This is a genomic window from Afipia sp. GW821-FHT14H12, assembly GCF_058803465.1.
In genome coordinates this window covers 1,448,452-1,464,402 of the sequence record NZ_JBXAOZ010000001.1, presented here as the reverse complement: position 1 = coordinate 1,464,402, position 15,951 = coordinate 1,448,452, and the positions used below count along the sequence as shown (strand labels likewise).

At 62.8% G+C, this 15,951-nt stretch carries 17 protein-coding genes; 8 read left to right on the top strand and 9 right to left on the bottom strand.

Features of this window, described 5'->3' with window-relative positions; all coding sequences use genetic code 11:
- Positions 1-8: 8 nt before the first annotated feature.
- The 3 genes from AC1RNA_RS07265 to AC1RNA_RS07255 all read right to left on the bottom strand — a co-directional run bounded on the left by AC1RNA_RS07265 (position 9) and on the right by AC1RNA_RS07255 (position 1,842).
- A complete protein-coding gene (locus AC1RNA_RS07265) occupies positions 9-974 on the bottom strand; it encodes a sensor domain-containing diguanylate cyclase (protein WP_009337312.1) in 966 nt (321 codons plus the stop codon).
- Positions 975-1,091: 117 nt separating this feature from the next.
- Positions 1,092-1,361 (bottom strand): DUF2312 domain-containing protein, encoded by a 270-nt coding sequence (locus AC1RNA_RS07260; protein ID WP_275247900.1) that lies wholly within the window; start codon positions 1,359-1,361, stop codon positions 1,092-1,094.
- A 178-nt stretch (positions 1,362-1,539) separates the two neighbouring features.
- A complete protein-coding gene (locus AC1RNA_RS07255) occupies positions 1,540-1,842 on the bottom strand; it encodes a DUF1244 domain-containing protein (RefSeq protein ID WP_492950626.1) in 303 nt (100 codons plus the stop codon).
- A 156-nt stretch (positions 1,843-1,998) separates the two neighbouring features.
- Between AC1RNA_RS07255 and AC1RNA_RS07250 the strand changes: the two genes are divergently transcribed.
- Positions 1,999-2,589 (top strand): DUF1036 domain-containing protein, encoded by a 591-nt coding sequence (locus AC1RNA_RS07250; RefSeq protein WP_492950625.1) that lies wholly within the window; start codon positions 1,999-2,001, stop codon positions 2,587-2,589.
- The gene (pyk, locus tag AC1RNA_RS07245) at positions 2,586-4,022 is read left to right on the top strand and encodes a pyruvate kinase (protein ID WP_009337316.1); all 1,437 of its coding nucleotides are present in this window, start codon (positions 2,586-2,588) and stop codon (positions 4,020-4,022) included. The genes AC1RNA_RS07250 and pyk overlap by 4 nt, the downstream gene beginning before the upstream one ends.
- Positions 4,023-4,024: 2 nt before the next feature.
- Here pyk and AC1RNA_RS07240 read toward each other — a convergent pair whose 3' ends face one another.
- From AC1RNA_RS07240 to AC1RNA_RS07225, 4 genes are all read right to left on the bottom strand, one after another.
- On the bottom strand, positions 4,025-4,405 hold the full coding sequence (locus AC1RNA_RS07240; RefSeq protein ID WP_492950624.1) for a hypothetical protein: 381 nt from the start codon (positions 4,403-4,405) through the stop codon (positions 4,025-4,027).
- An 80-nt stretch (positions 4,406-4,485) separates the two neighbouring features.
- Complete coding sequence (locus tag AC1RNA_RS07235; RefSeq protein WP_492950623.1) at positions 4,486-5,118, bottom strand: tetratricopeptide repeat protein; 633 nt, start codon at positions 5,116-5,118, stop codon at positions 4,486-4,488.
- A gap of 107 nt (positions 5,119-5,225) precedes the next feature.
- Complete coding sequence (gene ykgO, locus AC1RNA_RS07230) at positions 5,226-5,351, bottom strand: type B 50S ribosomal protein L36 (RefSeq protein WP_002718645.1); 126 nt, start codon at positions 5,349-5,351, stop codon at positions 5,226-5,228.
- Positions 5,352-5,563: 212 nt separating this feature from the next.
- A complete protein-coding gene (locus AC1RNA_RS07225; RefSeq protein WP_009337319.1) occupies positions 5,564-6,508 on the bottom strand; it encodes a LysR family transcriptional regulator in 945 nt (314 codons plus the stop codon).
- A 151-nt stretch (positions 6,509-6,659) separates the two neighbouring features.
- On the opposite strand from AC1RNA_RS07225, the gene AC1RNA_RS07220 reads away from it, so the two are divergent.
- Both AC1RNA_RS07220 and wrbA read left to right on the top strand, forming a co-directional pair.
- Entirely contained in the window at positions 6,660-7,361 is a 702-nt protein-coding gene (locus AC1RNA_RS07220; RefSeq protein WP_492950622.1) for a pirin family protein, read from the top strand.
- Positions 7,362-7,530: 169 nt separating this feature from the next.
- Entirely contained in the window at positions 7,531-8,130 is a 600-nt protein-coding gene (gene wrbA / locus AC1RNA_RS07215; protein ID WP_492950621.1) for an NAD(P)H:quinone oxidoreductase, read from the top strand.
- 32 nt (positions 8,131-8,162) lie between these two features.
- On the opposite strand, the gene AC1RNA_RS07210 is transcribed toward wrbA, so the two are convergent.
- Entirely contained in the window at positions 8,163-8,582 is a 420-nt protein-coding gene (locus tag AC1RNA_RS07210; RefSeq protein WP_492950620.1) for a DUF3175 domain-containing protein, read from the bottom strand.
- An 86-nt stretch (positions 8,583-8,668) separates the two neighbouring features.
- Here AC1RNA_RS07210 and AC1RNA_RS07205 point away from each other — a divergent pair, with 86 nt between their 5' ends.
- On the top strand, positions 8,669-9,406 hold the full coding sequence (locus tag AC1RNA_RS07205; RefSeq protein WP_009337324.1) for a haloacid dehalogenase type II: 738 nt from the start codon (positions 8,669-8,671) through the stop codon (positions 9,404-9,406).
- On the opposite strand, the gene AC1RNA_RS07200 is transcribed toward AC1RNA_RS07205, so the two are convergent.
- Positions 9,407-9,643, bottom strand: coding sequence for a DUF3297 family protein (locus AC1RNA_RS07200; RefSeq protein ID WP_009337325.1), 237 nt, complete (start codon positions 9,641-9,643; stop codon positions 9,407-9,409).
- 314 nt (positions 9,644-9,957) lie between these two features.
- Between AC1RNA_RS07200 and tkt the strand changes: the two genes are divergently transcribed.
- The 3 genes from tkt to gnd are packed head-to-tail and all read left to right on the top strand — an operon-like array spanning position 9,958 to position 15,938.
- Positions 9,958-12,054 (top strand): transketolase, encoded by a 2,097-nt coding sequence (gene tkt / locus AC1RNA_RS07195; RefSeq protein ID WP_492950619.1) that lies wholly within the window; start codon positions 9,958-9,960, stop codon positions 12,052-12,054.
- Positions 12,051-14,894, top strand: a complete 2,844-nt coding sequence (locus AC1RNA_RS07190) for a bifunctional transaldolase/phosoglucose isomerase (RefSeq protein WP_492950618.1) — start codon at positions 12,051-12,053, stop codon at positions 14,892-14,894. The genes tkt and AC1RNA_RS07190 overlap by 4 nt, the downstream gene beginning before the upstream one ends.
- Positions 14,895-14,903: 9 nt before the next feature.
- Complete coding sequence (gene gnd / locus AC1RNA_RS07185; RefSeq protein ID WP_492950617.1) at positions 14,904-15,938, top strand: phosphogluconate dehydrogenase (NAD(+)-dependent, decarboxylating); 1,035 nt, start codon at positions 14,904-14,906, stop codon at positions 15,936-15,938.
- Positions 15,939-15,951 lie beyond the last annotated feature (13 nt).

Below are 15,951 nucleotides of genomic sequence, written 5' to 3'. Positions count from 1 at the left end.
GGCCATCGTCAGGCGGCGGCTTCCGGATTCATCGAGCGGCTGCCCACTTCATCATTGAACAGATGAACTTTGTTGCGGCCGGCAGCCTTTGCGGCATACAGCGCAATGTCGGCATCCGCGAACAGCTCGGTGATACGCCGGCGATGCGGGCGTCCGATCAGGGCAGCCCCGATCGAAGCACCGACCTCGAGACGAAGACCATTCCAGAAGACCGGACGAGATAGCATCGCGACCGTTTGCTCCAAGACGCTCTCGATCCGTGCGGGATTCGTGGGGGCACGCAGGATGAGTGCGAATTCGTCGCCTCCCAGCCGGGCGACCAAGCCGGCATTGCAGAAGGCCCGCTTCAAACGCATTGCGATCTCGCGCAGACATGCATCTCCAGCCTCATGCCCGAACGTATCATTCAGTTCCTTGAAGCGGTCGAGATCGATGAGGACAAGCGCCGATGCAAAACCATGGTTCAAAGTGTCACCGATGACTTCACGGTAGCGCTGCTGAAACAAAGAACGATTGGCAAGCCCGGTGAGCGGATCGGTTTCGGCTTGCAGACGCAGGCTCTCCATCGCTTGCCGGTCTGAGGTGATGTCCTGCTTGGAGCCGAAGATGCGGACAGGCCGCCCGTTCTCTCTCACCGCATTGATCGAAAGCCGCATCCAGCGCTTTTCGCCGTCCCACGTCCTGATCTCCGTATCGAGCGAGACGGAACGGCCGCTCCGGATCACCTCGGCGCGGGCGATTTCCATGTTGCGTCTGGATTCAGGGGTATAAAGGTCGACGATGCTCGCGCGCCGCAGCGCGCTGTCCATCGGATAAGCAAAGAGTTTGTAGACTCCGGACGTCCAGGTCAGGCGTTCCGTCTCAAGCTCGCATTCCCATGCGCCGATACGAGCATGACCCAAGGCCTGGTCATAGAGACGCGCGTAAACCTCAGCCCACTGAAGTTCCGAAACATGGCCTGCTTCATCTCTCATTCGCGACCGGCGGCCTCTGGGAGATTGTCTCTTTCTCCATGGTTAAGGCCACAGCGTTAACGAATCTTATACTTATTGCCTGCCTGGAGGCGCCATCCACAGGATGGTCTACGCCTCTCACAGCATCCCGAGCGCCTGCATGTAGGTCTCAAGGATGGTTTCCTGCTCCTCGCGCTCGTTGGCGTCCTGCTTGCGCATCCGCACGATGGTGCGCAGCGCCTTGACGTCGAAGCCGTTGCCCTTGGCCTCGGCATAGACGTCGCGGATGTCGTCGGAGATCGTCTTCTTTTCTTCTTCCAGCCGCTCGATGCGCTCGATGATGGCCTTGAGCTGATCCTTGGCGAAACGGTGGGCAACGTCTTCCTTCACGGCGGCGGCTGTGGCCATCGGGTACTCCTGAACTTTGATGAGGCGGCGCCGGCCGGGCGGCAAAGCGTCTTTCGTGACCACACTCATCCAGTCGGAGAGGCGGCGTCAAGGCAAGGCACCGCGCCGTCCACAATGCCCACAGGGTGGTTTTAAAAAGCTCGCGCCTCACGCTTTTTTCAGCGTTCAGCGCGCGGCGTCAGTGACCGCTGGCGGCCTTCTTCATGGCCTCAATCTGCTCGGGTGTCGCCTCGCTTTGGTACTTCGCCTTCCATTCCTCGTAAGGCATGCCATAGACAGCCTCGCGGCCCTCATCCTTGGTCATCGGCACGCCCTTTTCGTCGGCGGCGTCCTTCATCCAGTTCGACAGGCAGTTGCGGCAAAATCCCGCCAGATTCATCATGTCGATGTTCTGCACGTCGGTGCGCTTCTGCAAATGCGCGACGAGACGGCGGAAAACGGCCGCCTCAAGCTCGGTCTGGGTGGCTTTATCGATGGCCATGATGTTCCTCGTCCTCCGGCTGCGGCCCGAATGGCCGCCCCTGTTTCGATCTTCCGCTGGAAACTACAACCAGCACATAAACCCGGCAGCGGATTTTACCAGCCCCCGCGTTCCGCGCGATTGGAATTGCGCCCGCGTTTGAGATAGCCTGCGCCCATGCCGAAAGTGAATTTGCGGTTGCCCACCTTGCGCCTTTTCCTGCCTCTCCTGTTCGGACTAGCTCTCGCGCTTCCGGCACTGTGCGCGTCCAGCACACCAGCGCGGGCCGATTTCCGGCTATGCAACAATACCTCGAGCCGGGTGGGTATCGCGCTGGGCTACAAGGACAGCGAAGGCTGGGTCACCGAAGGCTGGTGGAATATCTCCTCCCACGCCTGCGAAACGCTGCTCAAGGGCACGCTGGTGGCGCGCTATTATTACATTTACGGCCTCGATTACGACCGCGGCGGCGAATGGTCGGGCCAGGCCTTCATGTGCTCGCGCGACAAGGAATTCACCATCAAGGGCACCGAGAACTGCCTCGCCCGCGGCTTCGACCGCACCGGCTTCTACGAGGTGGATACCGGCGAGCAGCGTTCCTGGACAGTGCAACTGACCGAAACCACCGAGCAGAACCTGCAGCGGCAGCAACAGCCGACCCTGCCGGGATTGCCGAACGCGCCCGGCGCCGGCCAGCCCGGCGCCGGCCAGCCCGGCGGCATTCTCCCCGCACCTGCCCCGCTTCCCGCACCGGGAACGAAGCAATGAGGCGGCTGCGTCGCGTCCGGATTCTCGCAACGCTAGGACCTGCCTCGTCCGACAGCGTCACGATTCGCAAGCTGTTCGAAGCGGGAGCCGACGTCTTCCGCATCAACATGAGCCATACCTCGCATGACAAGATGCGGGAGTTGATCGCCACCATCCGCAACATCGAGAGCAGCTACAACCGGCCGATCGGCATTCTCGTCGACCTTCAGGGCCCGAAGCTGCGGCTCGGCGCCTTCAAGGAGGGCGCGGCGATCATCACCAACGGGCAGAATTTCGTACTCGATTCCGATCCCGCGCCGGGCGACAAGACACGCGTCCACCTGCCGCATCCGGAAATCCTGCGCGCGCTGAAGCCGGGCGACGCGCTCCTGATCGACGACGGCAAGCTGCGCCTGATCGCGGAGGAAACCTCACACGATCATGCCGTGACACGCGTCGTGATCGGCGGGCGCATCTCCGACCGCAAGGGCGTGAGCCTGCCCGACACCGACCTGCCCGTCTCGGCCATGACGCCGAAGGACCATGCCGATCTCGCCGCGGCCCTCGACGCCGGCACCGACTGGATCGCGCTGTCGTTCGTGCAGCGCGCCGATGACGTGCACGAGGCCCGCCGCATCGTGCGCGGCCGCGCGGCGATCATGTCCAAGATCGAAAAGCCGCAGGCCATCGAACGCCTTGAGGCGATCATGGATGCCTCCGACGCCATCATGGTGGCGCGTGGCGATCTCGGCGTCGAAATGCCGGTCGAGCGCGTGCCGGGACTTCAGAAACAAATGACGCGCATGGCGCGACGCATGGGCAAGCCGGTCATCATCGCGACCCAGATGCTGGAATCGATGATCGCCTCACCGGTGCCGACGCGCGCCGAAGTCTCCGACGTCGCGACCGCGGTGTTCGAGGGGGCCGATGCCGTGATGCTGTCGGCGGAATCCGCGGCTGGCAAATATCCCTCCGACGCGGTGATGATGATGGATCACATTGGCGAGGAGGTGGAGCGCGACCCGACCTTCAGCAGCGTGATCGACGGGCAGCGCCCCGCGCCGGAAGCCACCGCCGGCGACGCCATCGCCGACGCCGCGCGGCAGATCGCCGAGACGCTGCATTTGCCGGCCATCATCTGTTGGACCAGTTCGGGCTCGACGGCCATTCGTGTCGCACGCGAGCGGCCCCGCTGTCCGATCGTCGCGATCACGCCGAATGCCGTGGTCGCACGCAAGCTTGCCTTGTTGTGGGGCGTGCATTGCGTAGTGGCCGAGGACGCGCAGGACGGCGACGACATGATCCAGCGCGCGGGCCGCATCGCCTATCGCGACGGCTTCGCCAAGGCTGGCGAGCGCGTCATCGTCGTCGCGGGCGTGCCGTTCGGCACCCCGGGCACCACCAACATGGTGCGCATCGCCACTATCGGCTCGGACAGCGACGCCAATATCTGATTTCAGGCGGCGCTTGTCCGCTCAAAGCGGATCACCTGCCAGACGAACAGCACGACGCTCACCAGCACCATGATCGAGCCCGCGCCCGCCAGCGGCTCACCCTCATGCTTGCCCATATGGATCATGGCGACGCCGATCGCCATCACAATGGTCCCGGCGATCCAGATCATCACCTGCAGGCGTGCCACCCGTGCGGCATCGAGTGCCGGATGCAGGCGGTAGAACAGCCCGAACAGAAATAAAGACACCCAGCCGAGCAGGTTGAGATGGGCGTGGGCTGCAAGGGTTGAATGATCCTGCGAGATCGCCATCGCAAGACCCCAGATCATTCCGAAGGCGAGGATCAAGGCGGCGACAAGGAAACTGAGCGACGAAGCTCTCATGATGCAATCCCCTCAAATAAAGCCAAGACATAGCAAAACCGCCGCTCCACATGAAGCGGAGCGGCGGCTCATGCACGGTTTCAAATGTCGCGGCCCTCGACCTTTTCCGACAGGGTCTTCACCATGTCCGGCACCTTGTCGAGGTGCGGATTGATAGCGAGCGCGCGGCGGAACACGTCCAGCGCATGCTTGGCGTCGCCGGTTTCCTCGAGGATGACGCCGAGCCCCGCCAGCGCACCGAAGTGGCGCGGCTCACGGCGCAGCACTTCCTCGATATCTTCCATCGCGCGGTTGTAGTCGTTCTTCTTGTAATAAAGCGTCGCGCGCCTGTTCCAGGCTTCCGTGTAATCGGGACGCAGCTTGATGATGGCGTCGAGCAGTTTCAGCGCGACGTCGGATTCGTTATTCTCCAGCGCGATGCTCGCGCGCGCCATCAGCAGCGCGACGGTGTCGCTCGGCGTCTTCATCCAGATCGCCCAGATCCGCGCCTCGACCGCGCGCGCGCTTTCCTCGTCGGGCGCGGCCTTCAGCGCATCGAACAGAAAGTCGAGGCTCTTGCCATGGGCTTTGACGGACGGAAGCTGTTTCGGCGCTTGCGGCAGCTTCTGCCTGAGGTGGGAGTCGGGCTGCGCGGCTGCGGGCGCAACAACGAGCAGCGCCGCGAGTGCAAATCCAGCCGGAACATTCACGGCGACACGCCGGGTCAATTTCATGCGAGGATTTTAAACGCGCAAAACGCCGCCTGCAAAGGGCAAGCGGCGTCAACCAGGTGTGATGATTTAGGGAGTGCCGGACAGCGTCCGGCAAACCTCAAAGGCGATTAGCCCTGACGCGCCTTGAAGCGGCGCTGCACCTTGTTGATCACGTAAACCCGGCCCTTGCGGCGGACCAGACGGTTGTTGCGGTGACGACCACGGAGCGATTTCAGCGAGTTACGGACCTTCATGGGACATGCTCTTGCGAAAGGCCGTATCGACAGGCCGAGTTGCATCAATATCTATGGGCGCCCGGGCGGCAGGGCCATCGCCGGGATGGCCGGTTTCTAGAGAGCGCAGGGCGGAATGTCAATGCAATCAAGGCTTTTTCTGAACGGCGGGGGATAAAGGAACGCCATTTTCTCAAGTTTCATCACTGAAATCCTTGGGAAAATCCAGCCTCTCAGCCCGCCTCCGGTTCCCGGCGAGATTTTGCGGTAGCCGCCTTGCCCAGCCGGGCCAGATGGGTGGCGAGGAACTCGACCAGCGCCTCCACCCGGGCGGGGCGCGGACCGCCCGGCGGCATCACCAGATGCACCGCCCCTTCCGGCTGCTTCCAGCCCTTGAGGATGACCTCGACCTGCTTCCTGGCGATCGCCTCGCCGATGATGAAGTCCGGCAGGTCGGCAATGCCGAGCCCGGCGATCAGCGCGGGAAGCACCGCCTCGCCGTTGTTGATCCGCAACTGGCCGGAAGGCCGTACCGACACCGCCTCGCCCGCATCGTTGAAATAATGCCAGACCTCCGGCGTCGTCCGGTAGGCATAGGTAAAGCAGCGATGCTGGGCGAGATGCATCGGATGCGTCGGCCGTCCGTATTTCTTGAGGTAAGACGGCGCAGCCACGGTGTAGACCGGCATCGGGCAGAGCCGCCGCGCCACCAGCGAGGAATCCGGCAGCCGCGCGATGCGCACGCCGATGTCGAACCCCTCCCCAATCAGATCAACCATCGCGTCGCTCAAATGCAGATCGATCGACACATCCGGATATTGTGCGAGAAATTCCGGCAGGAGCGGCGCGATCACCCGCTGGCCGAATGTCATCGGCACCGCCAGCCGCACAAGCCCGCGCGGCGAGGCCGCCTGCGACAGCGCCTCGTTTTCAGCCTCTTCGCCGTCCGCCAATAGTTGCGCCGCGCGCACCGACAGCGCGCGACCGGCATCGGTCAGCGCCAGACGGCGCGAACTGCGATTGAACAGCCGCGCGCCCAGCCGCTCCTCCAGCCGCGTCACGGCCTTCGAGACTGTCGCTTTCGACAGAGCGAGTTCGCTCGCGGCGGCAGCGAAGGACCGCAGTTCCACCACCTTGGCAAAGATCGCCATCGCCTCGAAATCGGGAAGTTTCGACATGCCGGCTCCAATGCCGGGCGGACACCCCGCCAATTATCATTGGTTTATATTTAGAAACGATGAGTTTCAATAGTTTCTATTTTTAGACCATGCGGAAAGGCCTAAATCAGCGCCATCGAAACCCACAACCCCAGGCAATGGAGGACATGACATGATCGAACTTCGTCCCTTCAGTTCTCTTGGCGGCGCCAACCACGGCTGGCTCAACGCCAAGCATCACTTCTCGTTCGCGAGCTACTACGATCCCGCCCGCATGAGCCACGGCGCGCTGCGCGTCTGGAACGACGACGAGATCGCCCCCAACACCGGCTTTCCGGCGCATCCGCACTCCGACATGGAGATCATCACCTATGTCCGCGAAGGCGCGATCACGCATCAGGATTCGCTCGGCAACAAGGGACGCACCGAAGCCGGCGACGTTCAGGTGATGAGCGCGGGCTCCGGCATCCGTCACGCGGAGTACAATCTCGAGCCGGTCAAGACGACGCTGTTCCAGATATGGATCGAGCCGACGCAGCAGGGCGGTCAGCCTTGCTGGGGTGCCAAGCCTTTTCCGAAGGGCAATCGTTCCGGCAAGTTCGTCACGCTCGCCAGCGGCTTCAAGGATGACGCCGAGGCGTTGCCGATCCGGGCCGAAGCGCGGGTGCTCGCCACCACGCTGAAGGCCGGTGACAGTGTCGACGTTGCGCTCAACGATAACCACAAGGGTTATCTGGTGCCCGCAACCGGCGCGGTCGAAGTCAACGGCGTCCGCGCCAATGCCCGCGACGGTGTCGCGATCAGCAACGAGCCGAACCTGCGCATCACCGCGCTGGAAGACTCCGAACTCGTGCTGGTGGAGACGGCGGCATGATCGACCTGTTGCTCGTGATGCCGGCGGTCACTGCCAGCCTGCGAACCCTGCTCGGCCGGGCGCGTTGCCACCGCGCACATCTGCACCTGCACTAACGACAACGCCGTGGCCCCTCCGGGCCACGGCACTCCCTCCCCTCAATCAATCTGCAATTTTGTTGGAGACTTCCATGCCCAAGGTTCTCGTTCTTTATTACTCCGCCTACGGCCACATCGAAGCGATGGCGAATGCGGTCGCCGAAGGCGCGCGCGAGGCCGGCGCCACTGTCGACATCAAGCGCGTGCCCGAACTGGTGCCGCCGGACGTCGCCAAGGCCGCGCATTACAAGGTCGATCAGGCCGCCCCTGTGGCGAAGATCGAAGATCTTGCGAATTACGACGCCATCGTCGTCGGCACCGGCACGCGGTTCGGCCGCATGTCGTCGCAGATGGCGAACTTCCTCGATCAGGCCGGCGGCCTGTGGGCGAAGGGCGCGCTGCACGGCAAGGTCGGCGGCGCATTCTCCTCGACCGCGACCCAGCACGGCGGTCAGGAGACGACCCTGTTTTCCATCATCACCAACCTCCTGCACTTCGGCATGGTGATCGTCGGGCTGAACTACGGCTTCGCCGGACAGATGGGCGTCAAGGAAGTGACCGGCGGCGCGCCTTACGGTGCGACGACGATTACCGATGGCGACGGCTCACGCATGCCGAGCCAGAACGAACTTGATGCCGCGCGCTATCAGGGCCGCACCATCGCCGAAACCGCGAAGAAGCTGCACGGCTGATTTTCACAAGGCGGCGTATCGCAATCTTTTGCCTACGCCGCCTTGCCGAACGCCTTGCGCAATTCGTCCTTGGCGGCTTCAAGCTTCTTGCGCCGCGTCGCGGGCAGGTTCTTGCCTGCGCGGTTGATATAGAACACCAGCATCGACATCGCCGAGCGATACGGATCGCTCTTGCGCCGGTGGCTATGCTCGGCCGAACGCTTCAGTGACCGTGCGATCGCCTTCGGGCTATCCTGCTTGAAGACATCATGCTTGAGATCGAGCGCGTCGCTGGTCTGCGTGACGTGCTTCGACCATTTCTTCACCGGACGCTTTCCGGCATGTGGACCGGCTTTGCGCGTCCGCCGCGCCGTGGATTTGGCGCTTGCCTTTTTGTTACGTGCCTTGCGCGCATGGGTGCCGCGCAATTTTGATGTTGCCGTCCGTTTGCGCCGTGTCGCAGTTTTTGCCATGGTTTGCGTCCTTAGCGATTGAGACGAGCACCTAACGCCTCGTGCCGTTTCAGGTTCGCAATCGCTCTTTGCAAAATGGACCGCCCATGACCATCAAAGCCTTCGTGTTCGACGCCTATGGCACGCTCTACGACATCCAGTCGGTCGCGGCCGTAACCGAGGAGGCCTTCCCCGGCCATGGTGATTTCATCACGCAGGTCTGGCGGATGAAGCAGCTCGAATACACCTGGCAGCGCAGCATGATGCAGCGCTATGCGGATTTCTCGGTCGTGACACGAGAATCGCTCGTCTATTCGTTGAAACTGCTCGGCCTCACCTACAGCGACGCCGTGTTCGAGCGCATCATGGACAAATACATCCACCTCGACCTGTATCCGGACGCCAAGGCAGCACTTGCGGCCTTGAAAGGCCACAAGCTCGCCATTCTGTCGAACGGCAGCAGCCAGATGCTCAACGATCTGGTGAAAAACACCGGCCTCGATCAAACCCTTGACGCCACCATCAGCATCGACAGCGAGCGCATCTTCAAGCCCGCACCGCAGGCCTACACGCTGATCGAGAAAAGACTCGGCGTGAAGCCGAGCGAGGTGATCTTCGTCTCGTCAAATCCGTTCGACGTCGCGGGCGCGAAATCCTTCGGCCTCAACGTCGCATGGATCGAACGCGTCACCCCGCAGGCGATGGCCGCCGAGATTAAGCCCGGCGCGCCGGTCGCTCCCGTCACCATGTTCAAGGCCGTGCGAACGCAGATGGACGAGCTGGGATTCCTGCCGGATCACCGCATCCGCGCATTGTCCGACCTGCCGAAGCTCGTCGGAAAATAATCAGCTCTTGAAGTACGGCTCGACGGTACCGGAAAATTTCATGGTGATCGGATTGCCGTGGCGGTCCTTCGCCGAGCCGACGCTCATGCGCACCCAGCCCTCGCTGACGCAATATTCCTCGACATTGGTTTTCTCGACGCCCTTGAAGCGGATGCCGATATCGCGAGACAAAACCTTCTCGTCGTAAAACGGGCTGTTGGGGTCCACCGAGAGGCGGTCGGGCAATTCCTCGCTCATCATCGTCCTTTAATTGTCGCCGCAGGCATGCCTGCCATGCGTTGCCGTGTGCCAGTTAAGGTCAGTCAGAACGGCAAATGTCCGCTTTTGAAATAATACATCGCGAGATAGCCGATCGCCAACCCGATCACCACACCTATTGCCACTCTCATGCAGGCCTCCGTTGCCCTCATCATAGGCGCATCTTCACGTCGTCGCGACACCGCCCGAAACGGGAACCATCCCGTCTTACGTCCGTTTTATTCCAGTTATAGCTTTGCCGCCGGGGCACGGGCGCAAGACAGACGTTTTCAGCCACGCCGGGAAAATCACCAATGGATGCTCCGCGCTCGACACCGAATGATCAACCACGCGCCCAGGCCGACATCGATCAGCTCTGCATCAACACCATCCGCACCCTCACCATCGACGCCGTGCAAAAGGCCAATTCGGGCCATGCCGGCGCGCCGATGGGGCTCGCGCCCGTCGCCTACACACTGTGGCAGGAGGTGCTGCGCTACGACCCCGATGAACCGCTATGGCCAAACCGTGACCGCTTCGTGCTGTCGTGCGGCCATGCCTCGATGCTGCTGTATTCGCTGATTCACCTGTCCGGCATCAAGCGCCTGAAGGACGGCAAGGCAACGGACAAGCTCGCGGTGACGCTCGACGACATCGAGCATTTCCGCCAGATCGACAGCGTGACGCCGGGCCACCCCGAATACGGCCACACCACCGGCGTCGAGACCACCACCGGCCCACTGGGACAGGGCTGTGGCAACAGCGTCGGCATGGCGATCGCCTCGCGCTGGCTGGGCGCGCATTACAACAAGCCGGGACACACCATTTTCGACTTCAACGTCTACAACATCTGCAGCGACGGCGACATGATGGAGGGCGTCGCCTCGGAAGCCGCCTCCCTCGCGGGCCATCTCGGGCTCGACAACCTGTGCTGGATCTACGACAGCAACACCGTCACCATCGAAGGCCACACCGAACTCGCGTTCGATGAGAATGTCGCGGAGCGTTTCCGCGGCTATGGCTGGCATGTCACCCATGTCGCGGACGCCAACGATTGCAACCGTGTGCGTGCCACGCTGGAGGAATTCCGCGAAACCAAGGGCCGCCCCACACTCATCATCGTCAACAGCGTGATCGGCTACGGCGCGCCGGACATGCAGGGCACGTCGAAAATCCACAGCGACGCGCTTGGCGCCGACGAAGTGAAAAAGACCAAGGCGTTTCTCGGCTTCCCGCAGGATAAGGATTTCTACGTGCCGGACGGCGTGCGCGAACGCTTCCATGCCGGCATCGGCCAACGCGGTGCCGCCGCGCGCGCGGCGTGGGAAAAGGGCTTTGCGCAATACGCGAAAGAGTACCACCGCGAGGCCGGGCAGATCGAACGCTGCCTGAGGCATGGATTACCCGAAAACTGGGCCAGCACCCTGCCCGTCTTCAAACCGGACGCGAAAGGCATCGCCACGCGCGAGGCTTCAGGAAAAGTGCTGAACGCCATCGCCGAGGAATTGCCGTGGGTGCTGGGCGGCGCGGCCGACCTCGCACCGTCAACCAAGACCAAGCTTACCAGCGAAGGCATGACCGCGCTGGAAAAGGCCACCCCCGGCGGACGCAACATGCATTTCGGAATTCGCGAACACGGCATGGGCGCCATCGTCAACGGCATGGGGCTGTGCCATCTGCGCGCTTTCGGCGCGACCTTTCTGATTTTCTCTGACTACATGCGTCCGCCGATCCGGCTCGCCGCCTTGATGCGGCTGCCGATCTTCCATGTCTTCACCCACGATTCCATCGGCGTCGGCGAAGACGGGCCGACCCATCAGCCGATCGAACAACTGGCAGGCCTGCGCGCCATCCCGAACCTCGTCGTGCTGCGCCCGGCCGACGCCAATGAAGTAAGAGAGGCTTATAAAGTCATCTTCAGCCTCAAGGACCAACCGGCAGCGCTGATCCTGAGCCGCCAGGCCCTGCCGATTTTCGACCGCGGTAAATATGCTTCCGCGTCCGGGGTCGCACGCGGTGCCTATGTGATGGCGGATAGCGACGGCGAGCCGCAGGTGATCCTGATCGGTACCGGCAGCGAGGTACAATTGTGCGTCGCAGCCTTCGAGGAGTTGAAATCACGCGGCATCCGCGCCCGCGTGGTCAGCATGCCGTCATGGGATTTGTTCGAAAAACAGGACAAATCCTACCGCGACACCGTGCTGCCCCCGCATATCACCGCGCGGGTGGCCGTGGAGCAAGGCTCCCCCATCGGCTGGGATCGTTACGCAGGCCCTTCCGGTGCCATCATCGGTATGCATACTTTCGGCGCGTCAGCTCCGCTGAAGGATCTGTTGAAGAAATTCGGCTTCACACCGGATAAGGTCGTCGAAGCGGCATTGCACCAAATCGAACAGAACAAGGCATCATGAATCCTCTCAAAGAATTGCAGAACCATGGCCAGTCGATCTGGCTCGACTTCCTCGCGCGCGGCTTCATTGCCAAGGGAGAGCTGAAAGCGCTGATCGAGCGCGACGGCGTACGCGGCGTCACCTCCAATCCCTCGATTTTCGAGAAAGCCATCGGCACCGGCGACGAATACGATGCCGCATTCGCAAAGCTCCTGAAGGGCGGCGACCGCTCGGTGATCGATCTTTATGAATCCGTCGCCATCGAGGATATCCAGAACGCCGCCGACGTTCTGCGGCCTGTCTATGACGAACTGCATGGCCATGATGGCTACGTCAGCCTCGAAGTCTCGCCCTATCTCGCGCGTGACACCGAGGGCACGCTCCAAGAGGCGCGGCGGCTGTGGAAGGCGGTCGGCCGCAAGAACCTGATGGTGAAGGTGCCGGGCACAAGCGAGGGCCTGCCCGCGATCGAGCAACTCACCGCCGAAGGTCTGAGCATCAACATCACGCTGCTGTTCTCGCAGAAGGTCTATGCCGACGTGCTGGAGGCCTATATCTCGGGGCTGGAGAAATACGCCGCGACCGGCGGCGATCTCTCCAAGGTTGCGAGCGTCGCCTCGTTCTTCGTGTCCCGCATCGATACCGCCGTGGACCGGCAGCTCGATGACAAGATCGCCGCCGCCAACGACGATGACCGCAAGGCGCAGTTGGCTGCGCTGAAGGGCAAGGTCGCCGTCGCCAACGCCAAACTCGCCTATCAGCATTATAAAAAGGTGATCGCCTCCGACCGCTGGAAGGCGCTGGAAGCCAAGGGCGCGCGCGTGCAACGCCTGCTCTGGGCCTCGACCGGCACCAAGAACAAGGCTTACAGCGACGTGCTTTACGTCGAGGAGCTGATCGGCAGGGACACGGTCAACACCGTGCCGCCCGCGACGCTCGATGCCTTCCGCGATCACGGCAAGGTCCGCGATACGCTGGAGGAGAATATTCAGGAGGCCGAAGGAATCCTGTCCGGCCTGAGGCTGGCCGGCATCTCGCTCGATGCCATCACTGACCATCTGGTGGACGACGGCGTACGGCTGTTCTCGGAAGCCGCCGACCAGCTCCTCGGCGCGGTCGCCTCCAAGCGCGCGCGGATGCTGGGCGCGAAGATCGACACGCAGGCGCTTGCGCTCGGTGACGATCTCACCCGCACCACCAAGGCACTGACCGACGACTGGCGCGCCGAGGGCAAGGGCCGCAGGCTGTGGAAGCGAGACGCCTCGGTGTGGACCAATCACGACGAGGCCAAATGGCTCGGCTGGCTGGATGCCGTCGAACGCGAGCAGAATTCGCTCAAGCTCTACCAGCGCTTCGCCGACGCGGTGAAGCGCGCGAAGTTCACCGATGCCGTGGTGCTCGGCATGGGCGGATCGAGCCTCGGGCCGGAAGTGCTCGCCACCACCTTCAAGCAGGCGAAGGGCTTCCCGAAGCTGCACATCCTCGATTCCACCGATCCCGCACAGGTGCGGCGCGTCGAGAAATCCATCAACCTCACCCGTACACTGTTCATCGTCTCCAGTAAGTCCGGCGGTACCACCGAGCCGAACGCGCTGATGGATTATTTCTTCGCGCGCGTGGAGAAGGTCAGCGGCCAGAAGCCCGGCGTGCACTTCATCGCCGTCACCGATCCCGGCTCGTCGCTGGAAAAGGTCGCGCGCGAACGCAACTTCATCCACGTCTTCCATGGCGAGCCGAGCATCGGCGGCCGCTATTCGGTGATCTCTCCGTTCGGCCTCGTGCCTGCGGCCGCGGCAGGCATCGATCTTAAAAAATTCCTCGCAGCGGCGGGCGCGATGGCGCATGCCTGCGGCGCGGACGTGCCGCCGCACGAGAACCCCGGCATCCAGCTCGGCCTGGCACTTGGTGCTGCGGCCCGCGCGGGCCGCGACAAGGTCACGCTGTCGGCCTCGAACCAGATCGAGGACTTCGGCGCATGGACCGAACAATTGATTGCCGAATCCACCGGCAAGAATGGCCGCGCGCTGATCCCGCTCGCCGACGAGCCGCTCGGCAAGCCGGACGTGTATGGCGATGATCGCGTTTTCGTCGATCTCGCCTTGAAAGGCGACACCTCGCGCGAGGCCGCCCTCAAGGCGCTTGAACAGGCAGGCCATCCGGTGATCCGCATCGCGGTGACGGACGCCGCTCATATCGGCCAGGAGTTCTTCCGCTTCGAGATGGCGACGGCGGTCGCGGGCAGCGTGATCGGCGTCAACCCTTTCGACCAGCCGGATGTCGAGGCCGCCAAGGTCAAGACCCGCGAGCTCACCGCCGCTTTTGAAAAATCCGGCGCGCTACCGCAGGAAGAACCGCTCGTCACCGACGGCAACCTCGCGGTCTATACCGACCGCAACAACGCCGAGGCGCTGCGCGAAGCAGGCGCGAACGGCACGGTGGAATCGTGGCTCAAGGCGCATTTCTCGCGCATCGAGTCCGGCGACTACGCCGCCCTGCTCGCTTATATCGACCATAACGACAAGGACATCGCCGCGCTTCAGAAGGCGCGCATTGCCATCCGCGACGACAAGCATGTCGCTACCTGCGTCGGCTTCGGCCCGCGCTTCCAGCACTCCACCGGGCAGGCCTACAAGGGCGGGCCGAACACCGGCGTGTTCGTTCAGATCACCGCCGACGACGCCAAGGACCTGCCGGTGCCGGGCCAGACGGCGAGCTTCGGCATCATCAAGGCGGCGCAGGCACGTGGCGATTTCGACGTGCTCACCGAGCGCGACCGCCGCGCCCTGCGGCTTCACATCAAGGGGGATGTTTCAAAAGGTCTCGCCGCCATCAACAGCGCGGTCGCCAAAGCACTGTCATAGGAAGATACCATGCAGATCGGACTTGTCGGCCTTGGCCGGATGGGCGGCAACATCACGCGCCGCCTGATCGAAATGGGCAAGCACGAGGTCGTCGTGTTCGACGTCAATCCCAAGGCGGTGGACGAACTGGCGCAGCACGGCGCCGTCGCCACCGCCTCGTTAAAAGATGTCGCGGCGAAGCTGAAAGCGCCGCGCACCGTCTGGATCATGCTCCCTGCTGGCAAGATCACCGAGGACACGATCCACACGCTTTCCTCCATTCTGCAAAAGGGTGACACCATCATCGATGGCGGCAACACCTTCTGGCAGGACGACGTACGCCGTGCGCAGGCATTAAAGGAAAAAGGCATCCACTACATCGATGTCGGCACCAGTGGCGGCATCTGGGGCTATGAGCGTGGCTACTGCATGATGATCGGCGGCGACAAGGCGAATGTCGACCGGCTCGATCCGATCTTCGCAACGCTCGCGCCCGGCGAAAGCGGCGTGCCGCGCACGCCCGGACGTGAGGCGCGCGACCCCCGCGCCGAGCAGGGCTACATCCATGCCGGGCCTGTCGGCGCCGGGCATTTCGTCAAGATGGTGCATAACGGCATCGAATACGGGCTGATGCAGGCTTACGCCGAAGGCTTCGACATTCTCAAGAACGCCAACATCGAGGCGCTGCCGCCCGAGCACCGCTTCGACGTCAATGTTGCCGATGTCGCGGAAGTCTGGCGGCGCGGCAGCGTGATCTCGTCATGGCTGCTCGATCTCACCGCCTCCGCACTCGCGCGCAACGATACGCTCGACCAATATTCCGGCTTCGTCGAGGATTCCGGCGAAGGCCGCTGGACCATTGCCGCCGCGATCGACGAATCCGTGCCCGCGGAAGTGATTACCGCCGCTTTGTTCGCGCGTTTCCGCTCACGCAAGGAACACACCTTCGCTGAAAAGATTCTCTCTGCGATGCGCGCAGGCTTCGGCGGCCACAAGGAGCCGCAGCAGCACCCTGACGCGCCAGGCGCCAAGGCGCCGGAGAAGCTCAAGCCCAAAGACGACTAAGCAGGAGTCTGCC

Coding starts and splice junctions, on each gene's coding strand:
- AC1RNA_RS07240 (WP_492950624.1), bottom strand. CDS start 4,405: ATGAGAGCTTCGTCGCTCAGTTTCCTTGTCGCCGCCTTGATCCTCGCC.
- AC1RNA_RS07255 (WP_492950626.1), bottom strand. CDS start 1,842: ATGGCCATCGATAAAGCCACCCAGACCGAGCTTGAGGCGGCCGTTTTC.
- AC1RNA_RS07200 (WP_009337325.1), bottom strand. CDS start 9,643: ATGAGCGAGGAATTGCCCGACCGCCTCTCGGTGGACCCCAACAGCCCG.
- gnd (WP_492950617.1), top strand. CDS start 14,904: ATGCAGATCGGACTTGTCGGCCTTGGCCGGATGGGCGGCAACATCACG.
- tkt (WP_492950619.1), top strand. CDS start 9,958: ATGGATGCTCCGCGCTCGACACCGAATGATCAACCACGCGCCCAGGCC.
- ykgO (WP_002718645.1), bottom strand. CDS start 5,351: ATGAAGGTCCGTAACTCGCTGAAATCGCTCCGTGGTCGTCACCGCAAC.
- AC1RNA_RS07265 (WP_009337312.1), bottom strand. CDS start 974: ATGAGAGATGAAGCAGGCCATGTTTCGGAACTTCAGTGGGCTGAGGTT.
- AC1RNA_RS07210 (WP_492950620.1), bottom strand. CDS start 8,582: ATGGCAAAAACTGCGACACGGCGCAAACGGACGGCAACATCAAAATTG.
- pyk (WP_009337316.1), top strand. CDS start 2,586: ATGAGGCGGCTGCGTCGCGTCCGGATTCTCGCAACGCTAGGACCTGCC.
- AC1RNA_RS07205 (WP_009337324.1), top strand. CDS start 8,669: ATGACCATCAAAGCCTTCGTGTTCGACGCCTATGGCACGCTCTACGAC.
- AC1RNA_RS07235 (WP_492950623.1), bottom strand. CDS start 5,118: ATGAAATTGACCCGGCGTGTCGCCGTGAATGTTCCGGCTGGATTTGCA.
- AC1RNA_RS07250 (WP_492950625.1), top strand. CDS start 1,999: ATGCCGAAAGTGAATTTGCGGTTGCCCACCTTGCGCCTTTTCCTGCCT.
- AC1RNA_RS07260 (WP_275247900.1), bottom strand. CDS start 1,361: ATGGCCACAGCCGCCGCCGTGAAGGAAGACGTTGCCCACCGTTTCGCC.
- AC1RNA_RS07190 (WP_492950618.1), top strand. CDS start 12,051: ATGAATCCTCTCAAAGAATTGCAGAACCATGGCCAGTCGATCTGGCTC.
- AC1RNA_RS07225 (WP_009337319.1), bottom strand. CDS start 6,508: ATGTCGAAACTTCCCGATTTCGAGGCGATGGCGATCTTTGCCAAGGTG.
- wrbA (WP_492950621.1), top strand. CDS start 7,531: ATGCCCAAGGTTCTCGTTCTTTATTACTCCGCCTACGGCCACATCGAA.
- AC1RNA_RS07220 (WP_492950622.1), top strand. CDS start 6,660: ATGATCGAACTTCGTCCCTTCAGTTCTCTTGGCGGCGCCAACCACGGC.